This is a genomic window from Candidatus Aalborgicola defluviihabitans (assembly GCF_016705985.1).
GTDB lineage: Bacteria > Pseudomonadota > Gammaproteobacteria > Burkholderiales > Burkholderiaceae_C > Allorhodoferax > Allorhodoferax defluviihabitans.
Map to the genome: position 1 here is coordinate 515,574 of NZ_JADJKN010000002.1, position 13,643 is coordinate 529,216.

Annotated in this window: 15 protein-coding genes, 1 tRNA gene and 1 pseudogene; 10 read left to right on the forward strand and 7 right to left on the reverse strand. The window is 57.9% G+C overall.

The window, feature by feature from the left end; translation table 11 throughout:
* Nucleotides 1-22 precede the first annotated feature (22 nt).
* From IPI80_RS02810 to IPI80_RS02830, 5 genes are all read left to right on the forward strand, one after another.
* Nucleotides 23-1,075: an NAD(P)-dependent alcohol dehydrogenase gene (locus tag IPI80_RS02810; RefSeq protein ID WP_413856933.1), complete on the forward strand. Its 1,053-nt coding sequence runs from the start codon at nt 23-25 to the stop codon at nt 1,073-1,075.
* A gap of 171 nt (nt 1,076-1,246) precedes the next feature.
* Complete coding sequence (locus tag IPI80_RS02815; RefSeq protein ID WP_413856935.1) at nt 1,247-1,852, forward strand: TetR/AcrR family transcriptional regulator; 606 nt, start codon at nt 1,247-1,249, stop codon at nt 1,850-1,852.
* A gap of 118 nt (nt 1,853-1,970) precedes the next feature.
* Nucleotides 1,971-2,972 carry an NADP-dependent oxidoreductase gene (locus tag IPI80_RS02820; RefSeq protein WP_413856937.1) on the forward strand — a complete coding sequence of 334 codons (1,002 nt, stop codon included), beginning with the start codon at nt 1,971-1,973 and terminating at the stop codon, nt 2,970-2,972.
* 89 nt (nt 2,973-3,061) lie between these two features.
* Nucleotides 3,062-3,763, forward strand: coding sequence for an SDR family oxidoreductase (locus IPI80_RS02825; RefSeq protein WP_413856939.1), 702 nt, complete (start codon nt 3,062-3,064; stop codon nt 3,761-3,763).
* A 31-nt stretch (nt 3,764-3,794) separates the two neighbouring features.
* Nucleotides 3,795-4,607 (forward strand): oxidoreductase, encoded by an 813-nt coding sequence (locus IPI80_RS02830; RefSeq protein ID WP_413856941.1) that lies wholly within the window; start codon nt 3,795-3,797, stop codon nt 4,605-4,607.
* Between the two features lie 68 nt (nt 4,608-4,675).
* Here IPI80_RS02830 and IPI80_RS02835 read toward each other — a convergent pair whose 3' ends face one another.
* Nucleotides 4,676-5,875, reverse strand: coding sequence for an MFS transporter (locus IPI80_RS02835; RefSeq protein ID WP_413856943.1), 1,200 nt, complete (start codon nt 5,873-5,875; stop codon nt 4,676-4,678).
* 355 nt (nt 5,876-6,230) lie between these two features.
* Nucleotides 6,231-6,387, reverse strand: a pseudogene (locus IPI80_RS02840) (NIPSNAP family protein); the annotation flags it as partial.
* A gap of 968 nt (nt 6,388-7,355) precedes the next feature.
* Between IPI80_RS02840 and IPI80_RS02845 the strand changes: the two are divergent.
* Together IPI80_RS02845 and IPI80_RS02850 are read left to right on the forward strand one after the other, a co-directional pair.
* Nucleotides 7,356-7,685, forward strand: a complete 330-nt coding sequence (locus IPI80_RS02845) for a reverse transcriptase domain-containing protein (RefSeq protein WP_413856945.1) — start codon at nt 7,356-7,358, stop codon at nt 7,683-7,685.
* A gap of 122 nt (nt 7,686-7,807) precedes the next feature.
* Nucleotides 7,808-8,284 (forward strand): hypothetical protein, encoded by a 477-nt coding sequence (locus tag IPI80_RS02850; RefSeq protein WP_413856947.1) that lies wholly within the window; start codon nt 7,808-7,810, stop codon nt 8,282-8,284.
* Nucleotides 8,285-8,330: 46 nt separating this feature from the next.
* Here the strand turns inward: IPI80_RS02850 and IPI80_RS02855 are convergent, their stop codons facing one another.
* Nucleotides 8,331-8,768, reverse strand: a complete 438-nt coding sequence (locus IPI80_RS02855) for an FAD-dependent oxidoreductase (protein ID WP_413856949.1) — start codon at nt 8,766-8,768, stop codon at nt 8,331-8,333.
* A gap of 90 nt (nt 8,769-8,858) precedes the next feature.
* Between IPI80_RS02855 and IPI80_RS02860 the strand changes: the two genes are divergently transcribed.
* Nucleotides 8,859-9,149 carry a hypothetical protein gene (locus IPI80_RS02860; protein WP_413856951.1) on the forward strand — a complete coding sequence of 97 codons (291 nt, stop codon included), beginning with the start codon at nt 8,859-8,861 and terminating at the stop codon, nt 9,147-9,149.
* Nucleotides 9,146-9,961 (forward strand): phytanoyl-CoA dioxygenase family protein, encoded by an 816-nt coding sequence (locus IPI80_RS02865; RefSeq protein ID WP_413856953.1) that lies wholly within the window; start codon nt 9,146-9,148, stop codon nt 9,959-9,961. The genes IPI80_RS02860 and IPI80_RS02865 overlap by 4 nt, the downstream gene beginning before the upstream one ends.
* Before the next feature lie 81 nt (nt 9,962-10,042).
* Here IPI80_RS02865 and IPI80_RS02870 read toward each other — a convergent pair whose 3' ends face one another.
* On the reverse strand, nt 10,043-10,267 hold the full coding sequence (locus IPI80_RS02870) for a hypothetical protein (protein WP_413856955.1): 225 nt from the start codon (nt 10,265-10,267) through the stop codon (nt 10,043-10,045).
* 241 nt (nt 10,268-10,508) lie between these two features.
* Between IPI80_RS02870 and IPI80_RS02875 the strand changes: the two genes are divergently transcribed.
* The gene (locus IPI80_RS02875) at nt 10,509-11,783 is read left to right on the forward strand and encodes an OmpA family protein (protein ID WP_413856957.1); all 1,275 of its coding nucleotides are present in this window, start codon (nt 10,509-10,511) and stop codon (nt 11,781-11,783) included.
* A gap of 254 nt (nt 11,784-12,037) precedes the next feature.
* Here the strand turns inward: IPI80_RS02875 and IPI80_RS02880 are convergent.
* The 3 genes from IPI80_RS02880 to IPI80_RS02890 form a co-directional block, all read right to left on the reverse strand.
* Nucleotides 12,038-12,114 (reverse strand) — tRNA-Met (locus IPI80_RS02880).
* Nucleotides 12,115-12,132: 18 nt separating this feature from the next.
* A complete protein-coding gene (gene rplQ, locus IPI80_RS02885; protein ID WP_413856959.1) occupies nt 12,133-12,531 on the reverse strand; it encodes a 50S ribosomal protein L17 in 399 nt (132 codons plus the stop codon).
* A 78-nt stretch (nt 12,532-12,609) separates the two neighbouring features.
* On the reverse strand, nt 12,610-13,599 hold the full coding sequence (locus IPI80_RS02890; RefSeq protein ID WP_413856961.1) for a DNA-directed RNA polymerase subunit alpha: 990 nt from the start codon (nt 13,597-13,599) through the stop codon (nt 12,610-12,612).
* Nucleotides 13,600-13,643 lie beyond the last annotated feature (44 nt).

Sequence of the window (13,643 nt, forward strand, 5' to 3'; positions counted from 1 at the left end):
AATTGATACAGGAGTACACCCCATGAACATCAAAGCCTTCGGCGCCCACGCAAGTGACAGCCCCCTCGAATCCATGGACATCACCCGGCGTGCGCCGGGCGCGCATGACGTGCAAATCGACATTGCCTACTGCGGTGTCTGCCATTCCGACCTCCACCAAGTACGCGCAGAGTGGGCGGGCACGCGCTACCCCTGCGTTCCAGGGCATGAAATTGTGGGGCGCGTGTCGGCCCTGGGTGCCCACGTGTCGGGTGTCAAAGTCGGCGATCTGGTGGGCGTTGGCTGCATCGTTGACAGCTGCAAGCACTGCGCCGATTGCGACGATGGTTTGGAAAACTACTGCGACCATATGGTCGGCACCTACAACGGCCCCACACCTGACGCGCCCGGCCACACGCTGGGCGGCTACTCGCAACAAATCGTGGTGCACGAGCGCTATGTGCTGCACATTCGCCATCCAGAAGCCCAGCTGGCTGCCGTCGCGCCCTTGCTGTGCGCGGGCATCACCACGTACTCGCCACTGCGGCATTGGAAGGTGGGGCCCGGCCATAAAGTAGGCGTGGTTGGCATCGGTGGCCTGGGCCACATGGGCATCAAGCTGGCGCACGCAATGGGCGCCCACGTGGTGGCGTTCACCACGTCGGAATCCAAGCGCGCAGCCGCCATCGCCCTGGGTGCGGATGAGGTCGTTGTCTCGCGCAATGCCGATGAAATGTCCGCGCACACCAAGAGCTTTGACTTCATTCTCAACACGGTCGCGGCACCGCATGATCTGGATGCGTTTCTGGCCTTGCTCAAGCGCGACGGCACGATGACGCTGGTCGGTGCACCGGCCACGCCGCACCCATCGCCCAACGTGTTCAACCTGATCATGAAACGCCGCAGCCTGGCGGGTTCGATGATTGGCGGTATTCCTGAAACGCAGGAGATGCTGGATTTTTGTGCCGAGCACGGCATCGTGTCCGATATTGAGATGATCCGGGCCGACGAGGTCAATGAAGCGTACGAGCGCATGCTCAAGGGTGATGTGAAGTACCGATTCGTCATCGACTGCGCCACATTGGCGGCACCCTGACGCGTGTTGTAGATAGGGCAGGCTGCTATCAAAAGAGAAGCTTCTCACGCATATTCCACGAGGGCTACTGGTGCTTTTTCTTTCGTAAGTTGTTAACCAACGCCAGCAAGCCCCAGGTACCGCGCTTGGAGCTTCTTTCATGGGCATTTGCGCGATCGGATTTAATTTAGTATGATACACGTCATGCGAAAAACATCCGCCAATATCCGTACCGCCACCAAAGAAGCCTCGCACGAGCGCATCGTGGATGCTGCTGCGCGCGCGATCCGGCGCAGTGGGTACAACGGAACCGGTGTTGCCGACATCATGAAAGAGGCCGGCCTGACGCATGGTGCTTTTTATGCTCACTTTGAATCCCGCGAAGCCATGCTGGCCGAGGCCGCTGACCGCGCGGGTGCGGACGCGAATGCATTGGCCGCCAACATCACCGCCACCGTGCCGCCGGAGCAAGCTTTGCAGGCGTTGGTGCAGGTTTATCTCTCCAAAGAGCATCTAGCGGCCATCGAAACAGGCTGCCCCATCTCGGCCCTAGGTTCTGAAATGCCCCGCCAATCGCCCGAAGTGCGCAGTGCGGCCACGCGGCGCATCAAAGAGATGATCGACCTCATCGCCCGCCAAATGCCGGACTGGGGCCAACCCAGCGCGCACGAACGCGCGCTGGTAACCGTGGCGACGATGGTGGGCACGTTGACGCTGGCACGTGCGGTGAACGACGCCGCGTTGTCCGATGCACTGTGTGCGGCCACGCTAAACCAACTGACTTCCCCAAAAGTTTGATCGCCATGCATGGTGCATTTTTTGGCTCATAAATATGACGATCATCATGCCAAATACAGACCCGATCAACACCTCAACTTCGACTACGCCACGGACCACATTTGAATCGAGAACCACCATGAAAGCCCTGACCTTTAAACGCTATGGCAAGTCACCCGACATCGACTTTGCCGACCTGCCCCGCCCCACGTTGCAGCCCGACGAAATGCTGGTTGAAGTGCATGCGGTGGGCCTCAACCCCATCGACAACATGATCACCACCGGTGTGTTCAAACCGGTGCTGAAACTGCAACTGCCCGCCACCATGGGCAGTGACCTGGCGGGCGTGGTCAAAGAGGTCGGCAACCGCGTCACGCGTTTCAAGCCCGGTGATGCTGTCTTTGCCAGCCTGTTTGATCTGGGTACCGGCTCACTGGCCGAATTTGCGGTGGTACCTGAACATGCTGCCGCGCCCAAGCCGGCCAATCTGGATTTTGTGCAAGCTGCCTCGGTGCCCATGGTTGGGTTGACCGCGTGGCAGGCGCTCAAAGAGCGTGCCCAGGTCAAGCGTGGGCAGAAGGTGTTTATCCCGGCGGGCTCCGGCGGCATCGGCACGTTTGCCATCCAGTTGGCCAAGCACTTCGGTGCCAAAGTGGGCACCACCACCAGCACGGGCAATGTTGCGCTGGTGAGTCGCCTGGGCGCAGACGAGGTGGTGGACTACAAGAAGCAAGCTTTTGAGAAAGTGCTGCGCGGCTACGACATGGTGCTGGGCACGCTCAAGGGAGATGAGTTGGAGAAAAGCTTAGCCATCCTCAAGCCGGGCGGCAAAATTGTTTCGCTCATCGGACCGCTGGATGCCGCGTTTGCCCGCGCGCGCAAACTCAACTTTGTGCTCCAGTTCGTCTTCAGCTTGATGAGCCGCAAGATCATGCGCATGGCCAAGCGCCGCGATGCCTCCTATTCCTTTCTGTTTGTACGGTCTGATGGGGCGCAACTCCAGCAAATCGGAGACCTGCTCAAGGCAGAGCAGCTTAAGCCCGTGATCGACAAAGTGTTTCCTTTTGAGCAGGCCAAAGAAGCGCTGGAATACCTGGCCCAAGGACGCGCCAAAGGCAAAGTCGTCGTGCAAATTCGCTAAACACTGGGCCCTACCAAGGCCCAGGGTTTTGCCACGTCCATTCATATGACAACCATCATCCCAACCTATTTTTACCCTAGGAGCTACCCATGAAAATCGAAAATTCTGTCGTCCTCGTGACCGGTGCCAATCGCGGCATCGGCTTGGCGTTTGCCCGCGCATTGCTCGCCCGTGGCGCCCGCAAGGTCTACGCCGCTACGCGCAATACAGCATCGGTGACGCTACCCGGCGTGCAGGCCTTGCAGTTGGACGTGACCAAGCCCGACGAGATCGCTGCTGCGGTCCAGCAAGCCGGCGACGTGACACTGGTCATCAACAACGCCGGCATTGCCCAGCCCGGCGGCTTTCTCGCGCCCGATAGCGACGCCGTGTCGCGCCGCATCTTTGAGACCAACTTCTTCGGCGTGCTGAACATGAGCAAAGCCTTTGCGCCGGTGCTCAAAGCCAACGGTGGTGGAGCGCTGCTCAATGTGTTGTCTGTTGCGTCGTGGGTCAACGGTGGCGAGCTGGCGGCCTATTCGGCCAGCAAGTCGGCCGCGTGGTCGCTCACCAATGCACTGCGCCACGAGCTGGTCGCGCAAAAAACCCAGGTGCTGGGCTTGCACATGGCCTATGTGGACACCGACCTGACCCGTGGCTTTGAAGTCCCCAAGACCAGCGCGGAAGATATCGTGCAGCGCGCGCTGGACGCTCTGGAGGCGGGTGCGGATGAAGTGCTGGCCGATACGCTGACCGAGCAGGTCCGGCAAGGGCTGACGGCCCCGCGCCCGTCCTACCTGCCGCAAGCCTAACGAAATCAAAGCCAACACTTTAGGAAATGACATGAACGCCGCACGTAAAGGTATCGCACTCGTAACAGGTGCATCGTCGGGCATTGGTCTCGTGACCGCGCAGGCATTGGCCCAGGCGGGCTACCGCGTCTTTGGCACCAGCCGCAAGGTGGTTCCTAGCCCTGCCGGCATCACCATGCTGGTCTGCGACGTGACGGACGAGGCGTCGGTGAAAAGCCTGGTGGATGAAGTCGTCAGGCAGGCGGGCCGCATCGACCTGGTTGTCAACAATGCAGGCGTCGGCCTGCTTGGCGGTGCCGAGGAGTCGTCCATCAGCCAGGTGCAGCGCCTGTTTGACGTGAACGTGTTTGGCGTGGCGCGTGTCGTCAACGCGGTGCTGCCCATCATGCGTGCCCAGAAGGGCGGCCGCATCATCAATATGAGCTCCATCCTGGGCCTGATCCCTTCGCCGTTCAACGCCTTTTATGCGTCCACCAAACACGCGATCGAGGGCTACACCGAATCGCTCGACCATGAAGTGCGCGGTTCTGGCATTCGCGTGGTGTTGGTGCAACCCGGCGTGACACGCACCGCCTTTGAAGAAAACCTGACGCGCGCTGATAGCCCCATGGCGACCTATGCAGACGGCCGCGCGCGCAGCGAAGGCCTGATGCGCAAGTGGGTAGAAGCCGGGGATGACCCGCAAGTCGTCGCCGACACCGTGGTCCGAGCCGCAACGGCCACTAAGCCGAACTTGCGCTACCCAGCGGGCAAGCAGTCCAGCCAAGTCAGCATGTTGCGCCGTTACTTGCCCAGAGGCGTTTTCGACAAGATCATGCGCAAGTTCAACGAATTCCCGGCGTGAAGCTATGAACGGGTGCCATCCACAGTGCCCCGTATTTGCTATCAAAACAGAAGCTGCCTGCGCATACTTCATGGGGGCTTGCGGTGTGGGGGAATCCAATACGCCAGCGCCCCCGCCGCCGCGAAGGCAATGAGCCCGGTGGCAGCGATGCCTGCGCCCAGCGACAGGCTGGCCGCCAGCAACGACAGCAGCGCAGGCCCGCACGACCCACCGATGTCCGACATCAAGCGCCACACGCCGAGGAAGTGCGCACGCCCATGCCGGGGCGAATGGTCGGCGCCCAGTGTCATGATCAGCCCCGATCCAATACCGTTGCCAAAGCCAATGGCCAGAGAGGCCAGCAGCAATGTGGTAAAGCCCGTGGTGAGCGGCATCAACAACATCGCCAGACCCATGATGAGCATCGATGGCACGGCCACCCATTGCCGGCCCTTGTGGTCCATCACCTTGCCAGCCGGGTAGAACACCAGCATGTCGATCCCACCCGCCAGACCATACAGCAGCGATGCCACAGCCGGTGCCAGCCCAATGTGGTCCGCCCACAGCGGGATCACAACCTGACGCGACGCCCGCACGGCACTGACCAGCAACACACCCACACCGAGCGTCAGAAACACGCGCTTGTGGTGGCGCAAGGTCGAGGCGATGGTGGCGGCCGCAGGCGGCTGCTGCCCAGGCACGATGGGGGGTAACTCCAGATCCGGCAAACGCGCGCCGACGGCCGCAGCGGCAAGTACCCCGGCGATGCCAACCCCGAAGGCCGCCGACAGCCCGAACCAATGAACTGCTGCCGCCCCGAGGAAGGGGCCGATAAACATGCCGATACGCATCACCCCACCCAGCGTCGACAGCGCTCGCGCGCGGTGCAAGAACGGCACTGCCTCGGTCATGTAGCTTTGGCGCGCCAGGTTGTAAACCGCCTGCGACATGCCCACCATCAGGCAGCCCGTGGCGAACAGGCCCAAATGCGAGGTCAGCACACACAGTGCCATGCCGATGGCACTCCACAGCCCCGCAGCCACGATGGCCTGGCGCTCCCCCCAGCGCGCCGTTATCACCGAAGCGGGAATGTTGTTGAGCAACGAGCCGATGCCGATCAGTGCGATGACCAGCGCGGCCACCGGAACGGACGCGCCCAGGTCACGCGCCATCAGGGGAATGATCGGCAGGATGGCACCTTCACCCACCCCGAACAGCAAGGACGGGCCGAACGCGGGAACGGCGATACGCTTGAGGGAAAACTCGGCCGAAGAGGAAGGCGCAGGCATGGGTGGTGAAGAGAAGGCAGGCAGTGCGCCATTGTGTCATCGGCTTTGCGCTGGCGCTGGTGTGCTATCAAATAAGAAGCTGCTTGCGCATATTCTACGAGGGCTGGAGGCTTATTTGACTCATAGCCCGTTGACTGAATGCAGTATTTCCGCCATGTGCTTTCGCCCCAGCGGAGTTATCTCCAGCGCGCGCTCGTCCGCGTGGCGTCCGCAATCACGGCGGCCACGCTGGCCAGCCTGGGCTCATACGTGGGGTGGGTAGGGGCGGAGGTCATGCCGCAGCAATATAGCCGTGGGCGCCTGCAGGTAGCTGGCGGGAACCGGCTGGGGGAAGCTGCGCTCCTCTTTCCCCTCCTCCCCAGGCCTCGTAGCTGCTGCCCTCGTGCGGCACAAAGTAGCCAGCAAATGCCCGCCCAGGCGGAGGATGATGCGGCCCAGTTCTCTGCGTAGGTGGTGAACTGGGATTTTTGGAACGGGTCGATTTCGTAGCGGATGAAGCAGGTGATGGACATGGGATGCTGGTGGGTTTTGACAGGAAATGATGAGTAGCGAATAGGTATGAGCCTAGCCGGGCCTTCAGTTGTCGGAGGACTGCTACCCAGTGATACTTGTATCGTAACGCGGTTGCTGTTGGCGATGACGGTGGCACAGCTACTCGGGGCCTCCCCCGGCAGGTTGTATACGGTTGGCGTGAAAGCTACAAAATTTTACTAAGTTGGAAGAGCTTGATTTTTCTGCGCTATGCTCAAGCCACTGCCTTAGAGGCAGAACGGAACGCCTCTCTTTGCAGCTTTGACTGCGACATCGGGGGCGTGGTGTCACAGCCGCGCCAACCAAATGGCAACTTACTTTTACTAGGTTCGTTCCGTGGTCAGCCCGAGACTTGTCTCGGGCTTTCTGTTTTCTAAGGGCTACTAATGAGTCTCGAGCTAGAACTGAAAGACCGAATCTTGAGTGGGTGTTACAAGTTGATCGGACGTCACCACTCGTATCACAATCACCTGCATCTTGATTGGTTGCGGAGTTGCGAACGTATCGCGGGTGCGCCAGCAAAGGTTGTCAAAGTCCCCGAGTATTGGGAGCTCGATCAGAAGTTCAATCCGTTTTATGTTCGCAGGAACGCGGCAGCAATTGCAAAGTCGATCTCGCGAAAGATCAATTCGCACTCATATGCCCAATGATCCTCACCGGAAAAAATACCAAAGCCTGGTGGCGGCGAGCGCGAACTTACTGTGTTTCAGATACCCGACGCAGCGGTTTCTACATACTTCTATTCCCGACTACTGGCGAAGAACCGGCATAGGTTCAGTTCCTTTTCATATGCATATCGAAATGATCGCACTGAGCACTTTGCAATACAAGATATTGCAGTAGACCTCGCGCAGAACGCACGAATCTTCATAGCGGAATTTGACTTCTCGATTTCTTTGGTTCTATTGATCATGCATTCCTATTTGCGCAGTTTCACGAGAATGGATTTTTGGTAAGCGTTGAAGACGAGGAAGTTATCAAGGCGTTCTTGAAAGGTCGCGATCGAGGAATTCCGCAAGGCACCTCACTATCGTTGTTTCTTGCGAACATGGTGTGCTGGAAACTGGACAAATCGCTTGAGAAGGTGGGTTTGAAGTTTGCGAGATATGCCGATGACACAGTTATCTGGAGCCCAGACTATTCCGCTATCTGTGAGTCATTCAATATTGTTGACGCTTTTTCTCGAGAGGCAAAAGTGCCGATCAATCTCAAGAAATCAGATGGAATTAGCCTTTGGCTAAAGATGGTCTGGCTGGAAATCGTCAAAGCCTTCATTTAACTTTTTGGGATACGCAATTGGGTTGATCCAGTGTCAGTTCGAGATCGGACTGTTGAACGTATCAAGCAAGTTTCCCTATTTGCTGTATCCCCAATCTAGTGCGGCCGCTAAAGAGTAAACCCTTGAAGGGTCTAATTATTCCCGCCAATGATCGAGACAAGGCGCTTTTGACTGCAATGCTGCAGATTCGCCGTTACCTCTATGGAGGGCTCTTACATCGGGATTTGGTTGCATACATTAAGGGAGAGCGAAAGTCACTTCACTTCAAAGGCGTCATGAGTTTCTATCCTCTTCTAAATGACGTCCCTCAACTACGTGCTTTGGATGGCTGGTTGGTTTCAGCAATTGATCGCTGCGTCCAGGCACGCTCTAAGTATTTGCTCTCACATGGTTTTGATCGGCGGCATTCTTTTCCATTCACAGTGGAGCGAGACTTGCTAGTCGGGAAGTACCGTAGAAAACGTATCTATGGAAAACGCTTGTTGGAGGTCCCAAGCTTTCAACTAATCTTCAAGGCTCTACAACGCGGTGTGATTGAGTCTGGGATTGAGCGGGTCATGCATCCAGAGTCATCGAAATATGGCTACGGAGACTCGTGACACATTCTCGAATTTCATATCCGTTTTAGCTGTAGGGAGCCTCCCCTCAAAAGATAGAGCCCCGATGCGCCCCAAACCCCGCCATCGCCCCATCCGCCACGGCTAGCGTCACATTCCCCGCCGCCCGCGCCGCATCCCCACACGCAAACACATTCGGCACGCTGGTCGCCTTGCCTTCGTCTACTTGGATGAACCGGCCCATGGGGCCGTCTTCCAGCGCGCAGCCCAGTTGCTCGGCAATGGGGCTGGCTAGCAAAGTGTTGGGCTGGGTAAACAGGCCGTTCATGCGGAGGGTGCGGCCGTCTTGCAGCACCACATCGGCCACGCCGCCTATGCGTGCAATCAACGCCGCATCTATCTGCGTGCCGCTGCGGGCGATGCTGGCCAGCTCTTCCTCTGTCGGCGAGTAGGCAGCGTTCAAGTAGTGGGTGGGACTGCCCCAGCGCTCGGCCAGGCCGGGCACGGGCGGCAGCTCGTCGCGCACGCTGGTGGCTAGTATCAGGCGGCCTGCGTCAGGTGTACATTGCCCAGCCGCAGTAGACTTCTTCTCATAGCAGTTACACCCAATCCCACTATGCCCTCTACGCCTTATCTCTCCAACAGCACCACCTCCGAAATCCAAGCCTGGGAAGCGCTCAAGACCCTGGGCGATGCCGCCATGGCGCAGGGCGGCTTGCAGGCCGTGTTCCAGATGTTTGTAGGCACCCTGACCGGGGCAGAAGAAGTAGCCCGCGCCAGCGAGGAGGCGGGCCACCCCCAGAGCATGACGCCCGAGGTGATAGCGCAGTGGCTCACCACCGACTATGTCCCCGGCATGCAGCAGGCGCTGGCGCAGGGTGCGGCAGCGGAGGGCACACAGCCATGACCACCCCCTACACCTTGCCCCCCGCCACCGTGCAAGACTATGCGCGCCAGGGCGCCGTGGTGCTGCGCGGCGTGCTCACTCCCAATGAGGTGGCCACACTGGCGCGCGGCATAGAGCACAACCTGGCCCACCTGAGCCCGCTGGCGCTGGTGGCCAGCCAGCCGGATGACCCGGGCAAGTTTGTAGAAGACTTTTGCATCTGGCAGCACAACCCTGATTACGCCACCGTGATGCAGCACAGCGCCTTGCCCCGCGTGGCCGCAGCGCTGATGCAAAGCGACACCGTGCGCATCTACCACGACCATTTATTGGTCAAAGAGCCCGGCACCAAGCAAGGGACGCCCTGGCACCAGGACCAGCCCTACTACAACGTGGCGGGCCGGCAGAACGTGAGCTTCTGGATTCCGGTAGACCCGGTGCCGCTGGAGAGCACGCTGCGCTTTGTGGCCGGATCGCACGCGGGCACCTGGTACATGCCGCGCACCTTTCGCGACCAGCAAGCCAAGTGGTTCCCCGAAGGCACGCTGGCCGACTTGCCGCAGATTGACGCGCACCCCGAGCAGTTTGAACAACTGGCTTGGGCGATGCAACCGGGCGATGCCGTGGCGTTTCACATGCTCACCCTGCACGCCAGCAGCGGCGTGGGGCCAGCCAGCCGCAGACGGGTCTTCTCGGCCCGCTACCTGGGCGACGACACGCGCCACGCGGTGCGAAGCTGGCGCACCTCGCCGCCGTTCGCCGGCTTGGCCGATCATTTGCCTGATGGGGCGGTGATGGAGGATGCGCTGTTTTCGCTGTTAACTATTAAATAGATAGCGGTATGATCAATATCGACGAGGGCTAGAGCCTGTTTTTTCTTGCACCGGCTGGGTGCACAGCTTAGGGCTGTGCCGTCAAGGTTGCTGGTCTGCCTTGTGCACGTCCACGCCCAGGGCCTTTAGCTTTTTTGCAAATGAGTCCCTGCGCTTAGCGGCCTTTGCCGCGGTTTCTTGGGCCGTCTGAATGGCCTTGGGCCCTTTTTTGGCAGCCACCGTGATCAGTCCCAACTTGTGAGCGGCATCGGCCTCTGCCCTACTGAATGCGGCAATAAGTTCGGCATGGGGTGCGGATTGATTCACAAGGGCCCCTGTGTTTAAAGTGCCATTTTCTGCGTTTTTTTGTGGAGACCATTGGGGAGACCTCTAAGGGCCAGTGTTCTGAGACGGCAGTCAAACAAGTTTCATAGGCTTGCTCCTTCAACGTTGTTGCGCCACTAGGCGTCACAAGTTATGCTCAACTGCTGCTGCAGCAAGGCAATCAGTCGCTGAGTCTGACTGCGAATTGATTTTGGCGTTTTAGAAACTATCCTGGAGTACCCAAGTGTTTTTTCTATCGATTCGTCAAGTCTTGCCTGTCGCCTTGATGCTGTTCACGGGTCAGTTTGTAGCCGACGTTCAGGCAGCCGCACCACCGGCACCGGCACCGGCAGTAGCTTCGCTCACGGAAATCAATGTGACCTCCTACGCCAATGGCGCATGGATACTCAAAAAACCTGCTGAGTACAACGAAGCCTGGTCGGCATTCTGGCTGCTGGATGAACGTGCTCTAACGGGCTGGGCGACCCCGAATGGCTCGGTCGGGCCGCAGGAAGTGTTGATTGCACTGGCCGAAGAATCGGTGATCAAGACCGTTGAATTCGACAATGCCAGCGCGGACGGAGACAGTGAGGGCAGCCGCAGCGCAAAAGACATCGTGGTTCAGGTATCAAACCAGGGCCCCACTACTGGCTTCGAGACCATCGCCACCGTCTCGCTCAAGGCGCGCCAGGATAAGCAGAGATTTTCCGTTATCAAACTCACGCCAGCGCGCTGGGTGAAGTTGACTATCAAGAACAACCATGGTTCTGCTGAATACATCGAGCTTTTCGACTTCCGTGCGTTTGGCGAGCAAAAAACCAAAACGGTGGCGGCAAGTGTGTCGGGCACTTATGCGACCAATTACGGCAATTTTCATCTTCAACAGGAAGGCGCGTCAGTGTTCGGTTGCTATGAACACGGCGGCGGTTTGGTGACAAACGGCGGCGTGGAAGGCCGCGTCACCCGCTTTACCTGGACACAGACCACCGGACGCGGACCCGCCATCTTCGCCTTTTCGCCCGATGGCAAGGAGGTGCTGGGCATCTGGTGGTACGACGGTCAGACCGATGGGCCCGGTGAACTCTGGTACGGAACAAAAACCAGCGACAGCGTCGGTAGTTGTCCGCACTGGAAAGGGGTTCAGACCGCCTCTTCGCAAATGGCGAAAGACATTGGCGAGACCGGTCGGGTGCGAATCTACGGTATTAGCTTTGACATTGACTCGGATGTGATCAAACCCGAATCTAAAACTGCTCTGGATAGCATCGTCAAACTGACGAAGGAAAAGCCCGACTGGAAATTCACCATTGAGGGTCACACCGATTCCACTGCGACGGCCGCACACAATCAGACGCTATCGGAAAAGCGTGCTGCCTCAGTCAAGTCGTATCTGGTCACGGCTGGCGTGGCGGCTACACGTTTGAATACGCTTGGCTTCGGCGCGACTAAACAAGTGGGCGACAACAATACGTCAATTGGCCGCGCACAGAATCGGCGGGTGGAGTTGGTGAAGAACTGAGCCGGACTACCCCACTCGTGCAATACGCGACCCAAGCCATTTCCGCCATCGGCTGCAATGGCTGATACAGCAGTCACTGAGTCCATATTCCCTGCTGCTTTGAACATTGCTACGTTGAAGCCATCTATTGTTGAAATGGTCGCAACGCGTTGACAGAACTTTTGTAACGGCACAGACCTCGTCAAAAATCCCGTCAAAAATGCAAAACGCCCTCTTGAAGAGGGCGTTTGTTCAACGTAAGTCGTTGATTTGATTGGTTGCGCGAGAAGGATTTGAACCTCCGACCTTTGGGTTATGAGCCCAACGAGCTACCAGACTGCTCCATCGCGCGGTAATCCAAGATTATACTCTATTCTGCGGCTGCTGCGTCAGTGGTTTCATCCGTTGCAGCTGGGCGATCGACCAATTCGACCAATGCCATGGGTGCATTGTCACCAACACGGAAGCCCATCTTCAGGATACGGGTGTAACCTCCTGGACGCGCTTTGAAACGCGGGCCCAGGTCATTGAACAGTTTGGTAACGCTGTCGCGGTCACGCAGACGATCAAACGCCAAACGGCGATTGGCAACGGTTGCTTCTTTTGCCAGAGTGATCATGGGCTCCACCACACGGCGCAATTCCTTGGCCTTGGGTACGGTGGTCTTGATGACTTCATGTTCGATGAGAGAGTTCATCATGTTGCGCAGCATCGCCAGTCGGTGCGAAGTGGTGCGATTAAGTTTACGTAGTCCGTGTCCGTGGCGCATGGTGATTTCCTTTGAGTTTTAAACAGGCAGCCGTATCAGGTACTGCCGTTGGCGCGGAACCCCTGAGGGTTCAAAAAATTAACGCTTTTCAAGTGCTGCTGGTGGCCAGCTTTCAAGCTTCATGCCCAAAGTCAGGCCACGTGAGGCGAGCACTTCTTTGATTTCGTTGAGCGACTTTCGACCCAGGTTAGGGGTTTTGAGCAGCTCATTTTCGGTACGCTGAATCAGGTCACCGATGTAGTAGATATTTTCAGCTTTCAGACAATTGGCGGAGCGAACGGTCAATTCCAACTCATCCACGGGACGCAACAGGATCGGGTCGAATTGCGTATTGCCGCGTGGTGCAGGCGCATTGAAAGCAGCCAGCTCGCTACCTTCCAGTTGGGCAAACACCGCTAGTTGTTCCACCAAAATCTTGGCGGAGGCCCGCACGGCATCTTCGGCGGTGATGGCTCCGTTGGTTTCGATTTCGACCACCAACTTGTCCAAGTCTGTACGCTGCTCAACACGGGCGCTCTCAACCGTGTAGCTCACGCGCTTCACCGGAGAGAACGACGCATCCAAAACGATACGACCAATAGACTTATTGGGCTCATCAGCATGACGGCGCATGGTGCCGGGTACATAGCCGCGGCCTTTTTCAACCTTGATCTGCATATCCAGCTTGCCGCCATGCGACAGATTGGCAATGACATGCTCCGGGTTGATGACTTCCACATCGTGTGGCGTCTGAATATCGGCAGCGGTGACGACGCCGTCCGCGTCCTTACGCAGGCTCAGCGTGACTTCATCGCGGTTGTGCAGCTTGAATACCACACCCTTCAGATTCAACAAAATGTTGACAACATCTTCCTGAACGCCATCAATGGAAGAGTACTCGTGCAAAACACCAGCGATCGTCACTTCAGTTGCCGCAAAACCAGGCATTGAAGACAACAATACGCGGCGCAGGGCGTTTCCAAGAGTGTGGCCATAGCCACGCTCAAAGGGTTCCAGCGCCACTTTGGCGCGATTGAGCCCGAGTTGTTCGACACTAATGGATTTGGGCTTAAGCAAACTGTTTTGCATGCAACTTCCTCTCAATACCCCCGACTCGTTACATCGGTAAGGCT